The sequence below is a fragment of the Streptomyces alfalfae genome, assembly GCF_004127445.1.
Classification (GTDB): Bacteria; Actinomycetota; Actinomycetes; order Streptomycetales; family Streptomycetaceae; genus Streptomyces; species Streptomyces alfalfae.
In genome coordinates, this window is record NZ_QEXM01000038.1 from 1 (window position 1) to 18,547 (window position 18,547).

Here is an 18,547-nt window from a genome sequence, read left to right on the forward strand (position 1 = left end):
CCCCGCCGCGCGGTGCTGCCGGCTCAGTGCTTGCCGGTGTCCTTGATCTTCTCCTTGGCCTGCCGGGCGTCGCCCTTGGCCTGTTCGGCACGCCCCTCGGCGGTGAGGCGTTCGTTGCCCACGGCGCGTCCGGCGGTCTCCTTGACCTTGCCGGTGATCTGCTCGGTCTTCGCCCGGTTCTTCTCGTTGGCGGCCATGTCGCTCACCCTCCATCGGTTCGGGTTTGTGTGCCGTGATTACGCCTGGCCGCTCATCGATGACATAAACGCGCTCTCGCCGAGAAATTCCGGTGACCCGGCGTCCCCCGGAATGCGGGAGGAAAACCCGGATTCTCGCGCGCGTGCGGCGCGCCGGTCCGGGCATCCGGTGGCTGACGGCTGGGCGGCGTGACCGTTCGGCCGGCGGGGAACCCCGCATGCGGGCTTCCGGACCGGACCGCAGGATGAACTCGGCGATTCTCCTGGGCGTGGCCGCGACGGAACAGATATGGAACACATCGGGATGGAGCACGGCGATGGTCGTCGAGGACGAGGGGCGGCGGACGCCGGGCGCTGTGCGGCGCTGGTCCGGCCGGGCGTGGGAGTGGTGGCAGCGGGCCCTGGAGACACCGGGCTACGAGCGGCACACCGTGCTGCTGATCTTCAAGAGCACGTTGGCCGCGACCCTGGCCTGGTTCCTCTCCTACGACGTGCTGAACACGCCGTCACCGGCCTTCGCGCCGTTCTCCGCGGTGCTGATCATGCAGGTGACGGTCTACCGGTCGCTGCTGCAGGCGCTGCGCTACTTGGCGGCCGTGACGGTAGGCGTGAGCATGGTGGCGGGCGTGGGCTTCATGATCGGCTCGGATCTGCTGACGTTCGTGCTTGTGGCGGTGGTCGGCCTGACCATCGGGCGCTGGCCCGCGCTCGGCTCCCAGGGCTCCCAGGTCGCCACGGGAGCGTTCTTCGCCTTCTCCACCTACGCCCTCGCCTCCACCGATAGCCAGAAGATCACCCAGCTCGGACAGATCATCCTGCTCGTGCTCATTGGCTGCGGCATCGGCGTCATCGTCAACCTCACGGTGGCCCCGCCGATGCGGTACCGCAGCGCCGAGTACGGCCTCCACACGCTCGCCGCGGCCCTCGGCGACCTGGTGAGCGACATGTACCCGGTGCTGCGCGACAACGAGATCGACGCCGACCACTGCGGCCAGTGGCACAGCAGGGCCGAGCAGACCGGCGGCATGATCACGCAGGCGCGGGACAGTTTCCGCACGGCGGAGGAGAGCCTCTACTACAACCCCCGGCTCCTGCTGCGCAGACGACGCGGCGGCGCCGTCTCGTTCGAGGGGTACGGGGCGGTGCTCGAAGCGCTGGTGCGCGCCCTGTACCAGGTGTCGTCCCTGACCCGCAGCCTGGACCAGTGGACCGAGCAGGAGGCCAGACTCGACGACGGCGCGTTCTTCCGCAGCTACGCCGACTTCCTCGAAAGCGTCTCGAAGATCACCGACGTGCTCGCCGAGCTGGACGAGGATTCCCTCACCGAGCAGTCCCGACGCCTGGACGGACTGGCCGACGACGCCCAGGAGCGTGTGCGCGAGGTCTCTGAGGAGGCGGCCAGGTCCGGCCTGCCGCTCGCCGATCCGACCCGGCCGTACGGAGTGCTCGTGGTCGAGGCGAACCGCCTCATGGAGGAGTTCCGGCACACCTGCGACGTGCTGCGGGACACCTGCTGAGGAGTCGCCGGCGAAAGACCGGGAACCCTCCAGGTGCCGTTTTCACCCGTAGGTCCCTCGTGGGGTCTGGGCGCCCGACCCAGGTCACCGACCTCGGGCGGTGCGCGGCACGCCACCGCCCATGCCCGACTTCCGCAGGAGGCCTCCTCGTGCACGAGGGCCGGCACGAGCCCGCACGAGCGGCCCGCAGGGCACGTCCGAGCCCACGCCTCCGTTCCCGGGGACAAGCACGGCCCGCCGCCCGGCGTCGAGGGTGACATGTCGCCGAGGCCCCGCTACCAGGCATCGCGGTACAAGGCCGCCGACGAGCTCCTCGACAAGGTCGCGCTGATCACCGGCGGCGACTCCGGCTTCATCGTGGGCGAGGACCTCGCCGTGACGGGCGGTGAGACGGACACCCGCTGAACAGCGGCCGCCAGGACACCGGGGCACCTGCGGAAAGTTGTCATGTCTCCGGCTCGCACACTACTGTCACCACGCCTTGGTGCTCGGGAAATCCGGTGTGATGCCGGTGCGGCCCTCGCCACTGTGATCGGGATGTCCGGCTCCAGCCCTCGCGGCAGCCACTGGGCGCACACGCGCCCGGGAAGGCGGAGACCGGACGGTACGACCCGTCAGCCAGGAGACCGGCCAAGGCGCGTTGTCCATCCACGAGGTGCTGGAGAGGGTCTGCTGAGCCATGCATATCGCCGAGGGTTTCCTCCCGCCGGCGCACGCGATCGCCTGGGGCGTAGCGTCCGCGCCGTTCGTCGTCCACGGAGTCCGCTCCCTTACGCGTGAGGTGAAGGAACACCCGGAGAGCACACTGCTTCTGGGTGCGTCCGGAGCCTTCACCTTCGTCCTGTCCGCCCTGAAGATCCCGTCGGTCACCGGAAGCTGCTCGCATCCGACGGGCACCGGCCTCGGCGCGATCCTGTTCCGCCCTCCGGTCATGGCGGTGCTCGGCACGATCACGCTCCTCTTCCAGGCCCTGCTGCTCGCCCACGGCGGGCTCACCACGCTCGGCGCCAACGTCTTCTCCATGGCGATCGCCGGGCCCTGGGCCGGGTACGCCGTCTACCGGCTCCTGAAGCGGTACGACGTGCCGCTGATGGCGGCGGTCTTCTGCGGCGCCTTCGTCGCCGACCTGTCGACGTACTGCGTCACCAGCGTCCAGCTCGCCCTGGCGTTCCCCGACCCCGGCAGCGGATTCCTCGGGGCGCTCGGCAAGTTCGGCGGCATCTTCGCCGTCACCCAGATACCGCTGGCGGTCAGCGAGGGACTGCTCACCGTCCTGGTGATGCGGCTCCTCGTGCAGTCCAGCAGGGGAGAACTCACCCGGCTCGGCGTCCTGCTCCAGCGCGCGCGTCCGGCCACGGCCCCGGGCGCGACCCCGGCCACGGACAGGGCCCCAGGCCCGACCATGGACACGACCACCGCCAAGACCGAGGCCAAGATCAAGGCCACGGACCAGGACACGGGCGACGCCAGGACCGAGACGGAGGCCCGCGCGCGATGAGCCGCAACGCGAAGATCAACACCCTGCTGATCGTCCTCGTCGCCGCCCTCGCGGTCCTGCCGCTCGTCCTCGGACTCGGCGACCACAAGGAGGAGCCGTTCGCGGGCGCCGACGCCCAGGCCGAGACGGCGATCACCGAGATCGAGCCGGACTACGAGCCCTGGTTCTCGCCGCTGTACGAACCGCCCTCCGGGGAGGTCGAGTCGGCGCTCTTCGCCCTTCAGGCGGCGCTCGGCGCGGGCGTCCTCGCCTACTACTTCGGGCTGCGCAGGGGACGCCGCCAGGGCGTCGAGCGCGAGCGTGAACGGGCACTCGACGGGCACGCCGGGCCGACAGCCGAACCGTCCGGTGACGTGCCCGGTGCGGCGTCCGGCCTCACCGCGGACGGCGAAAGCCGCACCGGGGCCGGGCAGGCCTGACCCGCAGTGCTGCCCATCGACGCGGCGGCGCACAGCAGTCGCTGGCGCCGCCGCCACCCCGTGGACAAGGCCGTGCTCGGACTCGGCCTCACCGCCCTCGCCGTCTCGCTGCCGCCCTGGCCGGGCGCGGCCCTCGTCCTGCTCACCGCGCTCGTCGTGCTGCTCGGCCCGGCGGGCGTGCCGGCCCGCAAGCTGTGGCGCGCCTACCGCGTGCCGCTCGGCTTCTGCGTCACCGGAGCCCTGACCCTGCTCGTCCAGATCGGCGGCCCGGACGGGTTCGTCACGCTCGCCGAAGGCGGCCCCGCGCGCGCCGGGGGGCTGCTTCTCCGGACCTCGGCCGCCTCGCTCGGGGTGCTCCTGTTCGCCTTCACCACGCCGCTGTCGGACCTGCTGCCCCGCCTGGTGAGGGCGGGGGTGCCGGTGGCCGTGGTGGACGTCGCCCTCGTGACGTACCGGATGAGCTTCCTGCTCCTGGACTCAATGGGGCGCATCCGCCAGGCGCAGGCCGCGCGGCTCGGGCACACCACCAGGGCGGCCACGTGGCGGTCGCTCGCGGGGCTCGGGGCGACGGCGTTCGTGCGCGCCTTCGACCGGGCGGGGCGGCTGCAGGCCGGGCTCGCCGGGCGCGGCTACGACGGAACCCTGCGGGTGCTCGTGCCCGAGGCGAAGGTCTCCCGGCCGTTCGTGGCCGCCGCCGTGGTCCTCCTCCTGAGCCTGATCGCCCTCACCCTCGTACTGAAGAAGGTTCTTCCATGAGCGAGCCCCTGGTGGCGCTGCGCGCTGCGTCCTACGCGTACGACGAGGGGCCTGCCGTGCTGAGCGGCCTGGACTTCGGTGTCTCCGAGGGGCGCGCGCTCGCCCTGCTCGGGCGCAACGGCAGCGGCAAGACCACCCTCATGCGGCTGCTCAGCGGCGGACTCCGGCCCGACGCGGGCGAGTTGCTGCTCGGCGGGTCCCCGGTGACGTACGACCGCAAGGGCCTCACCCGGCTGCGCACCACCGTGCAGCTCGTCGTGCAGGACCCCGACGACCAGTTGTTCGCCGCCTCGGTCGAACAGGACGTGTCCTTCGGCCCGCTCAACCTGGGGCTGCCCGTCGCCGAGGTCCGCGCGCGCGTCGCCGAGTCGCTGGCCGCCCTCGACATCGCCGTACTCGCTGACCGGCCCACCCACCTGCTCTCCTACGGCCAGCGCAAGCGCACCGCCATCGCGGGCGCCGTGGCGATGCGCCCGCGCGTGCTGATCCTCGACGAGCCGACCGCGGGCCTCGACCCCGACGGCCAGGAACGCCTCCTCGCCACCCTGCGCCGACTGCGGGACGCCGGGACGACCGTGGTGATGGCCACCCACGACGTGGACCTGGCCCTGCGCTGGGCCGACGACGCGGCGCTGCTCACCCCCTCCGGCGTCCGCACGGGCCCGGCCGCGGCGACCCTGGCCGACCGTGGGCTGCTGGCCCTGGCGGGCCTGAACCTGCCGTGGGCGACAGCCGTCACGGAGCACCTGCGCACGCGCGGCCTGCTGGGGGAGGCGGACGAGGGGCCGCGCACACCGGAGGAGCTGACGGCCCTCACGGCACGGGCGGCCCCGTGAGCCGCGGACGGCCTCAGAGGGCGGACTCCAGCCAGTCCCGGTAGTGCGTGGGGGCCAGCCGCGCGCCGGGCCCCGCGACGAGGGCGTCGCCCTCGACGACGCCGAACATGCCCGCCTGCTCGTCGACGACCACCCTGCGCGGGTCCTTGCGGGCCGCGAGCGTGAGACGGCCGAGCTCGTCGAGGGGGAGGACGTCGGGGCCCGCGACGTCCAGGACGCCGCCGAGCGGTGCGCCGGTCGTGACGTCGGCGAGCGCTTCGACGACCTCGGCCGTGGCGATGGGCTGGACGCGGGTGGAGGGCAGCCGGACGGTGTCGTCGTCGGCGGTCCAGGACATGACGGCGTCCATGAACTCGAAGAACTGGGTGGCCCGCACGATCGAGTACGGGGTGGGCCCGTTCCGCAGCAGCTCCTCCTGGAGCGTCTTGGCGCGGTAGTAGTCGAGCTGCGGCACCTGGTCGACGCCGACGATGGAGAGGATGACCTGGTGGCGCACGCCCGCGCGCTCACCGGCCGCCAGCAGGTGCCCCATGGTGGTGCGGAAGAACTCGGGGGACGCCTCGTCGAAGGTGGGGGAGTTCGTCACGTTGACGACCGTCTCCGCGCCTTCGAGCGCCTCGTCGAGCCCCGTGCCCTTCAGGAGGTCGACCCCCGTCGACAGGGAGGCCGCGACCACCTCGTGGCCGGCGTCGCGGAGCCGGGTGACGAGCTGGGAGCCGATGAGTCCGGTGCCGCCGATGACCGTGATCTTCATGAGCCTGCCCTTCCGTGGGCGAGTGCCGCCGGGGCGGCAAACTCGGATATCTGATGTCCGAGATAGTACTCGGATAGTCTGTGTCCGAGTCAAACGGAGGGACGGAAGAAGGCATGAAACTGTCGGGTGGCGTGGAATGGGCGCTGCACTGCTGCGTGGTGCTGACCGCGGCGGCCGAACCGGTCCCCGCCGCGCGCCTCGCCCAGCTGCACGACGTCTCGCCGAGCTACCTGGCCAAGCAGATGCAGGCGCTGTCCCGTGCGGGCCTCGTCAGGTCCGTCCAGGGCAAGACCGGCGGGTACGTGCTGACCAGGGGCGGCACGGAAATCACGGTCCTGGACGTGGTGCAGGCGGTGGACGGGGCGAGCCCGGCGTTCACGTGCACCGAGATCCGTCAGCGCGGGCCCTTCGGCACGCCCCCCGAGAAGTGCGCGGAGCCGTGCCCCATCGCCCGCGTGATGTCGGCGGCGGACGCCGCCTGGCGGGCGTCGCTCCAGGCGGTCTCCATAGGCGACCTCGCCGCCACGGTGGAGCGGACCAGCGGCCCCGACGCGCTCCCCACCATCGGGGCGTGGCTGAACTCAGCGGCTGCGGCTGGCTGAACCGCCCCGGCGAGGGCGAGCGGCCCCCGGCGGGTGAGCCGGATCACTCCCGCGTGCGGGAACTCGTCCCCCCGCCGCCCCGACTCCTGTACCGGCACGGCCGCGACAGGCCGCCGCGGGGCGCGAGTCCCGTACCTGATCCGTACCGGGAGACCGCTGATGGACGACCCCCGCCGCTTCACCCTCCATGCCTTCCTCCTGCTGCTGGCGGCGGTGTTCGCCGTGTCGTACGCCGTCGGTTCCTGGGCGGGCCCCGTCGCCCCCGGCATGCACGGCCCCCGCACGGCCACCGGCGACGGCGGCTCGCGGCCGGCCGGTGACGACGCAGAGGACATGCCCGGCATGGGCGGGATGCACGGATGACCGCCTCCGAGGCGCGGACGACCGCCCCCGGCGCGGCGGCCGTCCTCGCCGTCACCGATCTGACCGTCGGGGGCATGACCTGCGCGGCCTGCGTACGGCGGGTCGAGAAGAGGCTGGCCAGGCTGGACGGCGTGAGCGCGGCGGTCAACCTGGCCACCGGGCGCGCCCGCGTCAGCCACCCGGACCACGTCACGCCCGCCGACCTCGTCGCGGCCGTCGAGAGCGCCGGATACACGGCGGAACCGTCCGAGCCGCCGCGCGCGCGACAGGAGCCTGCCGGGCGCGAGGAGCCCGCGCCGGCCCGGCACGGGGAGCGGGACCGGCTGCTCGTGGTGGCACTGCTCTCGCTGCCGGTGCTCGTCCTGTCCATGGCGCCCGCTTGGCAGTTCCGCAACTGGCAGTGGCTGTGCTTCGTGCTCGCCGCGCCGGTCGCGGTATGGGGTGCGGGCCCCTTCCACGTACGGGCGCTGCGCGGCCTGCGGCACCACACGGCGACGATGGACACACTGGTCTCGCTCGGCGTCGCGGCCTCCTTCGGCTGGTCGGCGTACGCGCTCTTCCTCGGCGGCGCGGGCGCCCCCGGCATGCGGATGCCGTTCAGCCTGCTGCCCTCGTCCGGGGCGGGCGGCGGCGCCGCGGAGATCTATCTGGAGGCCGTCGTCGCCGTACCGCTGTTCGTGCTCGCGGGGCGTCTGCTCGAAGCGCGGGCCAGGCACGGCACGGGGCAGGCGCTGCGGTCGCTCGCCGCACTCGGCGTCAAGGACGTCGCCGTCCGCGAAGGAGCAGGTGAACGCCGCGTCACGCTCGCGGAGTTGCGGGTCGGGCAGGTCTTCGTCACCCGGCCGGGCGAGCGGGTCGCGACCGACGGCGAGGTGGTCGAGGGCAGCTCCGCTGTCGATCTGTCGCTGGTCACGGGCGAGAGTGAACCGGTCGAGGCGCGCGCGGGCTCGTCCGTGGTCGGCGGCGCCGTCAACGTGGGCGGCCTGCTCCTGGTCCGTGCCACGGCGGTCGGCGCGGACACCCGCCTGGCGCACATCACACGGCTGGTGACGGACGCTCAGCTGGGCAAGGCGCGCGCCCAGCGGCTCGCCGACTCGGTGGCGGGCGTGTTCGTGCCGGTGGTCCTGACCGTCGCCGTCACGGTGCTCGGCTTCTGGCTCGGCGCCGGCGCCGACCCGCAGGCGGCCGTCACCGCGTGCGTGGCGGTTCTCGTCGTCGCGTGCCCGTGCGCGCTGGGGCTCGCGACACCGACGGCGCTGCTGGCCGCCACCGGGCGCGGGGCACGGCTCGGCGTCCTCGTCGGCGGAGCGCGGGCGCTCGAAGGCCTGCGGCACGTCGACACCGTCGTCCTGGACAAGACGGGAACGCTGACCGCGGGGCGGATGAGCGTCGCACGGGTCACGGCGCTGCCCGGCGGCATCGGCGAGCAGGCCGCGGTGCGGCTGGCCGGTGCGGTGGAACAGGGCTCGGAGCATCCGCTGGGCCGCGCGCTCGTCGCGTACGCGGGACGGCCGCTGCCCGAGGTGACCGGGTTCAGGGCGCTGCCGGGAACCGGGGTCAGCGGACACGTCGAGGGTCGCTTCGTCGAAGTCCGGTCACCCCAAGGGGAGTTGCCCGAGCCGCTGGCCCGCGCCCTGGACGCGTGCGAGAGCGCGCGGCGGACCCCGGTCCTCGTCCACGTGGACGGCTCGCCCGAGGCGCTGTTCGCGGTCGGGGACGTCGTACGGCCGGGCAGCTACCGCGCCGTCGACCAGTTGAAGCGGCTGGGCGTGCGGCCCGTGCTCGCCACCGGCGACCGCGAGGCCACCGCCCGCGCCGTCGCCGCGGAGCTCGGCATCGCCGACGTACGGGCGCGGTGCTCGCCCGAGGAGAAGGCGGAGCTGGTGCGCGGGCTGCGGGCCGAAGGGCGTCGCGTGGCGGTGATCGGGGACGGCGTCAACGACGCCGCCGCGCTCGCCGGCGCCGACCTCGGCATCGCGATGGGCGCCGGCACGGACGTGGCCACCGGGGCGGCGGACGTCACCCTCGTCCGCGACGACATCGAGGCGGTCGCGGACGCCGTCCGCCTGGCCCGTCGCACCCTCGCCACGATCCGCGCCAACCTCATCTGGGCGTTCGGGTACAACGCGGTGACCGTGCCGCTCGCCGCGGTGGGTCTGCTGACGCCCATGCTCGCCGCCGCCGCGATGTCGGCGAGCTCCCTGCTCGTCGTCGGCAACAGCCTGCGCCTGCGCACCTGGCGGCCCGCGCCGCGCGGCGGCCTGCGATGACGGGCACGGCCGCGGCGCGGCCCACCCGTCGACGGCTCACCGAAGCGGCGCGTGCCGCGCTGGCGCCGGTGGCGGCCTGCGCGCTCGCGCTCGGCGGCCTCGCCGCGTGGACCGCGTCGGGGGCGGCGGGCAGCCCCGCGCGCATCGAGGTGTCCGCCGGGCGGATGTACCTGCCGTTCGGCGGGAGCAGGGAGTCCGCGGCCTTCTTCCGCGTTGCCAACTCCGGGGGCCATCACGACCAGTTGACCGGCGTCACCTCGCCCGCCGCCTCCGGCGTCATGCTCGGCCGCAACACGGCGACCGACGGCAACGCCGCGACCATGCGCGGGGCCGGTCCGGTCACCGTCGCGGCGGGCGGCACGCTGGAGATGTCACCGCGGGGCCTGGACGTGATGCTGACGCTGCGCGAACCGGTGCGCGCGGGGGACCGGGTGCCGTTCGTGCTGCACTTCCGGCGGAGCGGGCCGGTCAGGGTGTCGGCCGTCGTGGTCCGCCCCGGCGCCGGGTGAACGGACCGCTATGACAGGCCGGTGCGCGGAGCACGCACGGCCTACTGTGAGGGAATGGCGACGCAAATGATCATTCTCAACGGTGGTTCGAGCTCGGGGAAGACCGGCATCGTACGGTGTCTGCAAGACGTGCTGCCGGAACCGTGGCTGGCGTTCGGCTGCGACTCCTTCGTCGACTCGATGCCCGCGAGGATGCAGGCGTCGCAGGAGGGCATCGAGATCGCGGCGGACGGCGTGGTGAGCGTCGGCGAGGACTTCCGGACGCTGGAGGAGGCCTGGACGGAAGGCATCGTCACCATGGCCCGCGCGGGCGCCAGGATCATCGTCGACGACGTCTTCCTCGGCGGAGCCACGTCGCAGCGGCGGTGGCTGAAGCGGCTGGACGGGGTCGAGGTGCTGTGGGTCGGCGTGCGGTGCGAGAGCGCCGTCGCCGAGGACCGCGGGGTCGCGCGCGGCGACCGGGCCAAGGGCATGGCGGCCTCGCAGGCCGACCTGGTGCACGACGGCGTGGCCTACGACCTGGAGGTCGACACGACCCACGCCGAGTCCATGGCGTGCGCGCGCACCATCGCGGCCCGGGTGAGCCGGCCGCCGGAGCGATGAGGCGGCCGCTGGGCGGGGGAGCCCGGGCCGCGACGGTGCGCGGACATCCCGCGGCGCCGCCGTGGCTCCCCTCCACGGCGGCGTCGCGGTGACCCTTCCGTCGTCGGGGCGCGCGGGAGTGAGCCCCGGGACAACAGCTCGGAAGGGCCGGACGGCCGGGCCCGTGTCGTCGGCGCACGGGCCCGGCCGGGCAGGCCCGGGTGGGCAGGGAAGGCGGATGAAGCCGGAGACCGGTCCGCCGGAGAGAGTGCCGAAACGCGTCCACCTCCCGGGGATGGAGGGCCGAGGACGCGTCCGGGGACCGGGGACCGTGGCCAGGGCCGCCGCGATGCGGCCGTCATGCTGCCACCACCACGCTAGACCCGTGGGGGGCCGGGCGGTATCCGGCAGCGGTACGAATCCGGGTGCGTCCGTTCAGGTAGGCGGGACGCGGGCGTTCGGGCCGGTGGAGTCGCGCCGTGCCGGCCCTGGCGCACCGGTTCACTCCGGGTCCACGAAGAACTCCTGCGACACCGCCGACGTGCACGCCTGGCGCGTCACCTCCACGCCGGCCGTCGTGCCCCCGCCCGCCATGCCGACGCACTGGCCCGTGGCTTCCTCGCGGATGCGGAAGCCGCCCGGGACCGGGGACTCGACCGCTTCGACGAGGAAGACGGTGGCGGCGGCGCAGGCGTCCCACGGTTCGAGCATGCCGGGCACCGGACCTCCGTCCATGACGGTCAGGCAGCCGATGCCGAACTCGGGGTGGTGCCACTGGATGCGGTAGCGGCCGGCGCCGACCTCTTCGAGGTAGGTGCGCGGCGGTGTGGCCTGGGCGCAGTCCCGCTGGACGGCGACGGCGCTCTGGTAGAGGCCCTTGCGGTCGCGGCCCTCGGTGACGCAGAGGGTGGGCGCGCCGGCGGGCCGGATCCTCGCCCAGCCGAGGACGGGACCCGCGTACCGCTCCTGCGAGAAGACGGACCCCGGCTGCCGGTCGCAGCTCCACTGGCGGAGCCGGGCGCCGTCGGCGACGGAGGAGCCGGTGACCTCCAGGCAGAGCGAGGGTGCGGACCTGGGCTGTATCCAGACCCCGCCGTCGGTCTCGCCGAAGGTGAAGCTGGCGCCCGGCTGGCTGCCGCAGGCCTGCTGCCGTACGAGGGCGCCCGCCGTGGTGCTCGAGTTCTCGACGGCCATGCACTTGCCGCTGTAGGCGTTGACGAGCTGGTACGAGTTCCCGCCGAGGGAGGAGGTCCGCAGCGTCCACAGGGCGTTCTTGCGCCCGGCGCACCGACGCTGGGTGATCACCTCGCCCTCGGCCGCGGTAGCGGCTTCGAGGCACATGCCGCTGTGCTCGGCGACGATGTTGATGTCCGACGTGGCCGCCCGCGCGTCGCCCGCCGTGCCGCCCAGACCCGTCAGCGTGAGCAGCAGGGCGGTGACGGCGAGCAGGGCGGCGTGGCCGCGCCCGGCCCGCGCGGGACGTCCGTGCCGTGTGAGGCCTCCGGAACGACGTCTCCGCTGTTCATGATCCGGTCTTCGCATGGTTCCCCCTCGGGTGTGCCCGGTGTGCCGGAGCCTTGGGCGCGGAGAGTCGCACAGGGCTCTGACACGTTTCTGACCCGCCAACTCTGGCTGGTGCGGGGCGAGTTCGTCAGGGGCGTGTCAGCCAGGACGGCCACCATCGGCCCCGTACCGCTGGGAACGGCCGGATTCTGTCGACCAGACGAGGGGTGTACTCACGATGAGCGGAAGAACCGGGCGGCGGCTGCGTGGCGTCGCGGGACCGCTGGCAGCCTCCGCACTGCTGTGCGCGGCGCTCACGGCGCCCGCATCCGCGGCGTCCGCCGAGGGGGAGTGCCGGCTACGCCCTGGCGAGCCGCACGTGGACTGGACCGGGATGGGATTCACCGGGGACCTGTGGTGCGAGCTCACCCCCGGCTCCGTGCGCATCCAGTCGCGCTCCACCAGCCCGGTCATCGGCATCATGCGGTTCAGCCCGCACTGGTTCGTGTGCTGGAAGGAGGGCTCCGACTACCTGGGCAACAACATCTGGTACTACACCCAGGGCGATCAGATCGTGACGTCCCCCAAGGTCAAGGCGTGGGGCTACCTGCCCGCCGACATGGTCGAGGCGCCCCAGCACCCCTTCCCCGGGCTGACCAAGTGCTCCTGGTCATGAGCGGCGACCGCGCGTCCGCCCCCGCCCCGTACGGCATGTGCCGCCCCGTCAGGAGTACGCCGTGAGACGCAGACCGCTCCGCCCGCTCCTCGCCGGCCGTGCCGCCGCCGTCGCCGTCTCGATCGGCGCGCTGCTGGGCCCGGCCCTCGCGACCGCCCCCGCGCACGCCGGCGCGCGGGCCACCTGCGAGCTGCAGGACGGCATCGTTCTGCGCGACACCATCGGCAACACGTTCACCAAGGCGCTCTACTGCGACAACCTCCCGGCGGACCTGTACGGCAGGCCCACGTTCAGCGCGCCGGTCACGGGGTGGCTGCTGCTGTCGCCCTCCTGGTTCACCTGCTACAGCATCGGCCCGAAGGACACCAAGGGCAACGACGTCTGGTACTACACCCAGGGCGACCGCGTGGGCGACCTGCCCTACATCAAGGGCTGGGGGAACGTCCCGGCCGAGATGGTCCAGCTCCCCGCCGGCATGCCGCACCCGGCCGCCGGGCTGCCGCGCTGCCCCTGGTACTGAGAGCCCCCTGTCAGCGAAGCGAGAAGGAGCTGCGATGAAGACCGGACGCACGATCCGCACGGCCGCCGCGACGGTTCTGGCCACCGCCGTCCTGACGGTGGGCTCCGCGGGCACCGCGGCGGCGGGCCCCACGGGCGCCGAGTGGCGGCTGTGCATGTACCTGGGGTCGCACCCCACCCTGCAGACGGGCAGCTCGGGAGAGGCCGTGCGGCACCTCCAGTGCATCCTCAACGAGGTCTACCGCTACCAGAACGTCCCGCAGAGCGGCGTCTTCGAAGAGGTGACCAGGGCTTCCGTCGCGCATCTGCAATTGCAGTTCTCCAAGCCCTCCACCGGTGTCGTGGACGCCGTGACGTGGGGCGTGCTGCACCCCTAGGGCGTGCCGGGGCGGGTGACGTGAGCGGCGTCGCCCGCCCCCGGCCCTCCGTGCGCACGACGTACGGTTTCCGGCCACTTCACACTCCCTCCTCTCTTGGCATGGACCTGGCCACATCGGCTCGTTACGCTCCGACCCGAACCCCCTGAGAGCGCTCTCTGCGGCGCTCTCGGTTCTCGTCTCCTGTTCCACCCCCACCGCGCTGGAACGACAGAAGGGCCATCCGCCTTGAGACACCTGACGCACCCCCACCCCACCACCGCCATCGCCGGACGCCGCAGGACCGCCCTCGCCGCGGGAGTCTGCGCCCTGTTCCTGGGCGCCGCCGCGACACTCGGCTCCCCCTCGGCCTCCGCGGCCGGCTCCTCGTCGCCCGAGGCCGCGGCGCCGGCGTCGGCCGCCATCCTGTCGGCGATGCAGAAGGACCTCGGCCTGACGAAGAGCGAAGCCGTGCGGCGGCTCGCGGCCGAGAAGAAGGCGACCTCCGTCGAGAGCGAGGCGCGTGAGGCCGCCGGGTCCGCCTACGGAGGCTCCTGGTTCGACGCCTCCACGGGCCGGCTGACCGTCGCCCTCACGGACAGGGCAAAGGCCGACGAGGTACGGACGGCGGGCGCCGACGTCACGACGGTCGCGCACTCCGCGCGGCGGCTCGACGGCGTCAAGAAGAAGATCGACGCGCTCAAGGCGCCCAAGGGCGTGAGCAGTTGGCACGTCGACCCGCGCGCGAACAGTGTCGTCGTGAACGTCGTCGCGTCCCGCAAGGCTGACAACGATGTCCGCACGTTCGTCGAGCGGGCCGGGAAAGCCGGTCCCGTCACCGTCAGGGAAGTGCGCGAGGCGCCGCGCACCTTCGCCGCCGGCACGGTCGGCGGCGACCCCTACTACACCGGCAACGTCCGCTGCTCCATCGGCTTCTCCGTCCACGGCGGGTTCGTCTCCGCCGGGCACTGCGGCCGGACCGGCGCGCAGGTCCGCGGCTGGGACAACTCGACCATCGGCAACTTCCGCGGCTCGTCCTTCCCCGGCAACGACTACTCCTGGGTCGACGTCGGCAACGGCTGGTGGACGGTGCCCGTCGTGCTCGGCTGGGGCACGGTCTCCGACCAGCTGGTGCGCGGCTCCGCCGTCGCGCCCATCGGCGCCTCCGTCTGCCGGTCGGGCTCCACGACGCACTGGCACTGCGGCAGGGTGCTCGCCACCAACGAGACCGTCAACTACAGCCAGGGCGCGGTCCACGAGATGACCAAGACCAGCGTCTGCGCCGAACCCGGTGACTCCGGCGGCTCCTTCATCAGCGGCGACCAGGCGCAGGGCGTCACCTCGGGCGGCTGGGGCAACTGCTCCGGCGGCGGCGAGACCTGGCACCAGCCGGTCAACGAGATCCTCAACCGCTACGGCCTGACCCTGCACACGGCCTGATCCGCCCCCTTTCGGGGCCCGCCGCGGCGGAGGCGCCGACGCGCCTTCCTCCCCTTGCCGTGGCGGGCCCTTCCCCGGGCCGGAAACGGCTCCGGCCGCCCACGATGCGGGTAGGGTCCGAACCCACCATCGATCATGGAGGGCGTATGGAAGCGGAGCGGACACTCGGGATCATCGGTGTGGGGGAGATCGCGCACGCCATCGTGAGCGGCCTGTGCGACGGCACGGACGTGCCGCCCGCGATCGCCCTGTCTCCCCGGGGCGCCAGGACCGCCGCCGAACTCGCGGAACGCCACGAGAACGTCCGCGTGTGCCCGGACAACCAGGCCGTGGCCGACGCGGCCGACGTCCTCATCCTGGCCGTGCGACCGCAGCAGCGCGCGGAGGCCCTGGCCCCGCTCACGGTGCGGCCCGGCACGCTCGTCATCAGCGCCGTCGCGGGGACGAGCGTCGCCGACGTCGGCGAGCTCCTCGGTCACGACGGCCCGGTGGTCCGCGTCATCCCGCTGCCCGCCGTGAGCCGCAGGTCGTCGATCACCGTCACTTATCCCGCGCACCCGGTCGCCGAGGCCCTGTTCGACCGCCTCGGAGGGGCGCTCGTGGCGCCCGCGGAGGAGGCCTTCGACGTGTTCTCCGCGCTGACGTCGACCTTCACCTCGTACTACGCGTACCTGGCCACGCTCGCCGACTGGGGGACCCGGCAGGGCATCGACGGCGAGGCCGCGGACCGGTACGTGCGCGGCCTGTTCGAGAACGCCGCGCACGCGCTGACCGACGCGTCGAAGACGCTGCCGCGGATCGCGGCGGGCCACGAGACCCCGGGCGGCATCAACGAACGCATCCGCACGACCTGGTACGAGCCCCACCGGGAGCCACTGGAGCGCGCCCTCGACGCCCTGCTCGTCGACCTCAAGCGCGGCTACTGACCACCGGCTCGGTCCGCCTCACCGCTTCATGGGGTCGTGGCCCCAGTTCATGAGGGAGTAGCGCCAGCGGGTGTCGGTGACGTCGCCGTCGGGGCGCTGCTTCAGATGGCGGTGGACATAGCCGGTCACCTTGCGCATATGGGCGAGATCGTCGTCGGTGAGGTCGGCCTTGTTGGTGTGCAGAAGCCGGACGATGCGCCGACCGGAGGCGTGGCCGACGCTCTCGCCGCCGTCGCTCTGTCCGACGCTCTTCGACTCGTCGGTCTCCAGCCACTTCTCCAGGCGGCCCGCGGTCATGTTGACCGCCTCCGCGAAGGCGTCGACCGTCTCGTCCCGGTCGGCGCCCCGCCCGGCGGCCGTCAAGAGCTGCGGCCCTTCTTGCGCAGGGAGCCGGGCTTGTGCACGGCGGAGCGGCCGGACTTGTCGCTCTCCACCTCGTACTGCGGCTCGTCCTTCGACGCGTCGACCGTGCGGCCCGCCGCCTCGGTGCGGTCGGTGATCTTCCTCTTCACCGTGCCGGGCACCTTCTGGCCGTGGCTGTTCCAGGTGACCTTGTCACCCTTGCTGAGGTCGTCCTTCTTCGGCATGGGGTCTGGCTCCGTTCTCGTCGGACTGCCTGCCTGGCGTCATCGGGTCACAGCGCCACGAGGCGGGCGACGAAGTACGCGGCGACGATCGCGGCGCCCGCGACGATCACCCATACCCAGACGCCCGGGTGCTCCCAGAAGGAGCCGTCCGCGCGTTCCTCGTGGGCCTCGGCGGTGGAACCCTCGGCCGGCGGGGTCTCTTCGGGAGGTACGAGTGGATCACTCATGCTCCCAGGCTCCCGCCTGACGGCCGTCCCCGCATCCGCAGGGGCGTCCCTCAGCCGCGCGGCGCGTCCTTCGGCCACGTCTCCGGCTGCCACAGGCCGGCCCGCCGCAGCGACGCCGGGCAGTGGCGGAATATCTCGTCGATCTCGACCACGACGGCGAGCTGCGGGCGGCGGCCCCCGACGCTCATCGCGTCGAAGAACGGGGCGTCGGTGAGGATCCGTGCCCGGCCGTTGACGCGCAGCACGTCGGCGCCGCCGGGCACGAGGTGCAGCAGCCCCACGCGGGGGTTGGCGAGGATGTTGCGGAGGCTGTCGCCGCGCCGGTTGCCGGGGCGGTCGGGGAGGGCCACCGTGCGGGCGTCCAGGACGTGGACGAAGCCCATGGTGTCGCCTCGCGGGGAGGAGTCGCAGTTGCCTTCCGCGTCCGACGTGGACAGCACGCAGAAGGGGGAGAGGGCGAGTATGCCCAGGTCGTCCTCGGTGAGTTCGTCGTGCACCTTGTCGATGACGATCGGGTGGGGCTCACCGAGCAGCTCGGTGAGCTCCGCGTCCGAGCCGAGCTCCCGCCAGCCCGCCGGACGGGGCCCCGGGACGGGGCCGGCGGCGGGGGCCCGGCCGCCGGGAGCGGGGGCGGTGGCGGATATCACGGCGTCGGGCACAGGACGTCCTCGGAGTGGCTGGCCGGTACATGGTGGAAAGGCCAGTGACCGGCACGCACTGGCCGACAACTGACGTAAGGCTCACCTTACTGGAGCGGAACCAGCAGGTGAGAGGGGCCCCGCGCCGAGATCGAACGCCCTGCGCTCATGGCGTCAGCCGGCTCAGCGCGTCGACCAGGGCCCGCACGCCCGCCTCCGCCTTCGCACGCGGACAGCCGACGTTGAGCCGGACCCTGCCGGGCGCGCCGTAGATGCTGCCCGGCATGACGGCGACCTTCTCGACCTCGATGAGTTCCCTCTGCAGCGCGTCGTCGTCCACGCCCAGCGGCCGCAGGTCGATCCAGGCCAGATAGCCCGCCTGCGGCGGCTGCCAGCCGAGCCCGGGGAACGCCCCGTTCAGACGCTCGGCGACCAGGGCGAGATTGCCCGCCACGTAGTCCCGCAGGGCGTCCAGCCAGGGAGCTCCCTCGCGGTACGCGGCGATGTGCCCGACCAGGGAGAGCACGGCGGGGGAGGAGAGCCCGTCGGCCTCCTTGAGCCGGCGCAGATAGGCCTCGCGGGACGGCGCGTCGCCGATGACGCCGTAACTGCCCGTCAGCGCCGGGATGTTGAACGACTTCGACGCCGAGGTCACCATCGCCCAGCGGCCGTCCGGCCGCGCGTGCCGCGCCCACGGTCGGTGGACGTGCGGCGCGTGGGCCAGATCGGCGTGGATCTCGTCGCTGATGACGGCCACCCCGTGCCGGTCGCACAGCTCCGCCATGCGGTCCAGCTCCTCCGCGGTCCACACGTGGCCGGTCGGGTTGTGCGGTGAGCAGAGCAGGAGGACGGAGGTGTCCGGGAGGGCGAGCAGTTCCTCCAGGCCTGCCCGGTCGCCGAGCGGACAGCCGCGCAGCTCGCGCCCGGCCGCCGCGACGGTCTTCGGGAACGCGTCGTACGTCGGGGTGTGCGTCACCACCCCGTCGCCGGGCCGGGACCACAGCCGCAGCAGGGCCGACAGCTGGTAGATGACGGAAGGGCCGTAGACGATCGAGCCGGTGTCCACCCGCGTGGCGTGCCGGGTCGCGTACCAGTGCGCGACGGCCGACAGGAAGTCGTCCTGCCGCCAGCGCGAGTAACCGAGGACGCCGTGGTCCAGGCGGGCGCGGAGCGCGGCCATGACCTCCGGAGCCGTCTCGAAGTCCATGTCGGAGATGGTGAAGGGCAGCAGGTCCGGCACGCCGAAGCGGTCCTCGACGTAGTCCCACTGCGTGCACCAGGTGCCGCGCCGGTCGACGGGCGTGTCGAAGTCGTACGGGAGCGGAACGGGCGCGCCGGAGCCCGGCGCGTCAGGGAGCGGTGAGGTCATCGG

Annotated in this window: 24 protein-coding genes and 1 riboswitch; of the genes, 16 read left to right on the top strand and 8 right to left on the bottom strand. The window is 73.1% G+C overall.

The window, feature by feature from the left end; genetic code table 11:
* Window positions 1–23: 23 nt before the first annotated feature.
* Window positions 24–197: a CsbD family protein gene (locus DCW30_RS16480; RefSeq protein ID WP_076687566.1), complete on the bottom strand. Its 174-nt coding sequence runs from the start codon at window positions 195–197 to the stop codon at window positions 24–26.
* 269 nt (window positions 198–466) lie between these two features.
* Here DCW30_RS16480 and DCW30_RS16485 point away from each other — a divergent pair, with 269 nt between their 5' ends.
* The 6 genes from DCW30_RS16485 to DCW30_RS16510 all read left to right on the top strand — a co-directional run bounded on the left by DCW30_RS16485 (window position 467) and on the right by DCW30_RS16510 (window position 5,223).
* Window positions 467–1,714, top strand: a complete 1,248-nt coding sequence (locus DCW30_RS16485) for an FUSC family protein (protein WP_237283470.1) — start codon at window positions 467–469, stop codon at window positions 1,712–1,714.
* 258 nt (window positions 1,715–1,972) lie between these two features.
* Window positions 1,973–2,119 (top strand): hypothetical protein, encoded by a 147-nt coding sequence (locus tag DCW30_RS37050; protein ID WP_205576632.1) that lies wholly within the window; start codon window positions 1,973–1,975, stop codon window positions 2,117–2,119.
* Between the two features lie 60 nt (window positions 2,120–2,179).
* A riboswitch (cobalamin riboswitch) is annotated at window positions 2,180–2,363 on the top strand.
* Window positions 2,364–2,393: 30 nt separating this feature from the next.
* Entirely contained in the window at window positions 2,394–3,212 is an 819-nt protein-coding gene (locus tag DCW30_RS16495; protein WP_237283471.1) for an energy-coupling factor ABC transporter permease, read from the top strand.
* Complete coding sequence (locus tag DCW30_RS16500) at window positions 3,209–3,631, top strand: energy-coupling factor ABC transporter substrate-binding protein (protein WP_076687567.1); 423 nt, start codon at window positions 3,209–3,211, stop codon at window positions 3,629–3,631. The genes DCW30_RS16495 and DCW30_RS16500 overlap by 4 nt, the downstream gene beginning before the upstream one ends.
* A gap of 6 nt (window positions 3,632–3,637) precedes the next feature.
* The gene (cbiQ, locus tag DCW30_RS16505; RefSeq protein ID WP_076687568.1) at window positions 3,638–4,387 is read left to right on the top strand and encodes a cobalt ECF transporter T component CbiQ; all 750 of its coding nucleotides are present in this window, start codon (window positions 3,638–3,640) and stop codon (window positions 4,385–4,387) included.
* Complete coding sequence (locus DCW30_RS16510) at window positions 4,384–5,223, top strand: ATP-binding cassette domain-containing protein (RefSeq protein ID WP_129299901.1); 840 nt, start codon at window positions 4,384–4,386, stop codon at window positions 5,221–5,223. Before cbiQ ends, DCW30_RS16510 begins: the two co-directional genes overlap by 4 nt.
* A gap of 13 nt (window positions 5,224–5,236) precedes the next feature.
* Here DCW30_RS16510 and DCW30_RS16515 read toward each other — a convergent pair whose 3' ends face one another.
* A complete protein-coding gene (locus DCW30_RS16515) occupies window positions 5,237–5,977 on the bottom strand; it encodes an SDR family oxidoreductase (RefSeq protein WP_076687570.1) in 741 nt (246 codons plus the stop codon).
* A gap of 113 nt (window positions 5,978–6,090) precedes the next feature.
* Here DCW30_RS16515 and DCW30_RS16520 point away from each other — a divergent pair, with 113 nt between their 5' ends.
* The 5 genes from DCW30_RS16520 to cpt all read left to right on the top strand — a co-directional run bounded on the left by DCW30_RS16520 (window position 6,091) and on the right by cpt (window position 10,324).
* The gene (locus DCW30_RS16520) at window positions 6,091–6,579 is read left to right on the top strand and encodes an RrF2 family transcriptional regulator (RefSeq protein WP_076687571.1); all 489 of its coding nucleotides are present in this window, start codon (window positions 6,091–6,093) and stop codon (window positions 6,577–6,579) included.
* A 159-nt stretch (window positions 6,580–6,738) separates the two neighbouring features.
* Entirely contained in the window at window positions 6,739–6,942 is a 204-nt protein-coding gene (locus tag DCW30_RS16525; protein ID WP_076687572.1) for a hypothetical protein, read from the top strand.
* Window positions 6,939–9,212: a heavy metal translocating P-type ATPase gene (locus tag DCW30_RS16530; RefSeq protein ID WP_076687573.1), complete on the top strand. Its 2,274-nt coding sequence runs from the start codon at window positions 6,939–6,941 to the stop codon at window positions 9,210–9,212. The genes DCW30_RS16525 and DCW30_RS16530 overlap by 4 nt, the downstream gene beginning before the upstream one ends.
* The gene (locus tag DCW30_RS16535; protein WP_076687574.1) at window positions 9,209–9,721 is read left to right on the top strand and encodes a copper chaperone PCu(A)C; all 513 of its coding nucleotides are present in this window, start codon (window positions 9,209–9,211) and stop codon (window positions 9,719–9,721) included. The genes DCW30_RS16530 and DCW30_RS16535 overlap by 4 nt, the downstream gene beginning before the upstream one ends.
* A gap of 54 nt (window positions 9,722–9,775) precedes the next feature.
* Window positions 9,776–10,324 (top strand): chloramphenicol phosphotransferase CPT, encoded by a 549-nt coding sequence (gene cpt / locus DCW30_RS16540; RefSeq protein ID WP_076687575.1) that lies wholly within the window; start codon window positions 9,776–9,778, stop codon window positions 10,322–10,324.
* A 480-nt stretch (window positions 10,325–10,804) separates the two neighbouring features.
* Here cpt and DCW30_RS16545 read toward each other — a convergent pair whose 3' ends face one another.
* The gene (locus DCW30_RS16545; protein WP_076687576.1) at window positions 10,805–11,845 is read right to left on the bottom strand and encodes an RICIN domain-containing protein; all 1,041 of its coding nucleotides are present in this window, start codon (window positions 11,843–11,845) and stop codon (window positions 10,805–10,807) included.
* A 199-nt stretch (window positions 11,846–12,044) separates the two neighbouring features.
* Between DCW30_RS16545 and DCW30_RS16550 the strand changes: the two genes are divergently transcribed.
* The 5 genes from DCW30_RS16550 to DCW30_RS16570 all read left to right on the top strand — a co-directional run bounded on the left by DCW30_RS16550 (window position 12,045) and on the right by DCW30_RS16570 (window position 15,723).
* Window positions 12,045–12,482 carry a hypothetical protein gene (locus DCW30_RS16550; protein ID WP_123985634.1) on the top strand — a complete coding sequence of 146 codons (438 nt, stop codon included), beginning with the start codon at window positions 12,045–12,047 and terminating at the stop codon, window positions 12,480–12,482.
* Window positions 12,483–12,543: 61 nt separating this feature from the next.
* The gene (locus DCW30_RS16555) at window positions 12,544–13,002 is read left to right on the top strand and encodes a hypothetical protein (protein ID WP_076687578.1); all 459 of its coding nucleotides are present in this window, start codon (window positions 12,544–12,546) and stop codon (window positions 13,000–13,002) included.
* A 34-nt stretch (window positions 13,003–13,036) separates the two neighbouring features.
* A complete protein-coding gene (locus DCW30_RS16560) occupies window positions 13,037–13,378 on the top strand; it encodes a peptidoglycan-binding domain-containing protein (protein WP_076687579.1) in 342 nt (113 codons plus the stop codon).
* Window positions 13,379–13,606: 228 nt separating this feature from the next.
* The gene (locus DCW30_RS16565; protein WP_418347323.1) at window positions 13,607–14,797 is read left to right on the top strand and encodes a S1 family peptidase; all 1,191 of its coding nucleotides are present in this window, start codon (window positions 13,607–13,609) and stop codon (window positions 14,795–14,797) included.
* Window positions 14,798–14,943: 146 nt separating this feature from the next.
* A complete protein-coding gene (locus tag DCW30_RS16570; RefSeq protein WP_076687580.1) occupies window positions 14,944–15,723 on the top strand; it encodes an NAD(P)-binding domain-containing protein in 780 nt (259 codons plus the stop codon).
* Between the two features lie 18 nt (window positions 15,724–15,741).
* Here DCW30_RS16570 and DCW30_RS16575 read toward each other — a convergent pair whose 3' ends face one another.
* The 5 genes from DCW30_RS16575 to DCW30_RS16595 form a co-directional block, all read right to left on the bottom strand.
* Window positions 15,742–16,086 (bottom strand): DUF3140 domain-containing protein, encoded by a 345-nt coding sequence (locus tag DCW30_RS16575; protein ID WP_076687581.1) that lies wholly within the window; start codon window positions 16,084–16,086, stop codon window positions 15,742–15,744.
* The gene (locus tag DCW30_RS16580) at window positions 16,083–16,310 is read right to left on the bottom strand and encodes a hypervirulence associated TUDOR domain-containing protein (RefSeq protein WP_076687582.1); all 228 of its coding nucleotides are present in this window, start codon (window positions 16,308–16,310) and stop codon (window positions 16,083–16,085) included. Before DCW30_RS16580 ends, DCW30_RS16575 begins: the two co-directional genes overlap by 4 nt.
* 47 nt (window positions 16,311–16,357) lie before the next feature.
* Window positions 16,358–16,537 (bottom strand): DUF6480 family protein, encoded by a 180-nt coding sequence (locus tag DCW30_RS16585; protein WP_062783887.1) that lies wholly within the window; start codon window positions 16,535–16,537, stop codon window positions 16,358–16,360.
* 50 nt (window positions 16,538–16,587) lie between these two features.
* The gene (locus DCW30_RS16590; protein ID WP_079250238.1) at window positions 16,588–17,196 is read right to left on the bottom strand and encodes an MSMEG_1061 family FMN-dependent PPOX-type flavoprotein; all 609 of its coding nucleotides are present in this window, start codon (window positions 17,194–17,196) and stop codon (window positions 16,588–16,590) included.
* 145 nt (window positions 17,197–17,341) lie between these two features.
* On the bottom strand, window positions 17,342–18,544 hold the full coding sequence (locus tag DCW30_RS16595; protein WP_076687583.1) for a MalY/PatB family protein: 1,203 nt from the start codon (window positions 18,542–18,544) through the stop codon (window positions 17,342–17,344).
* Window positions 18,545–18,547 lie beyond the last annotated feature (3 nt).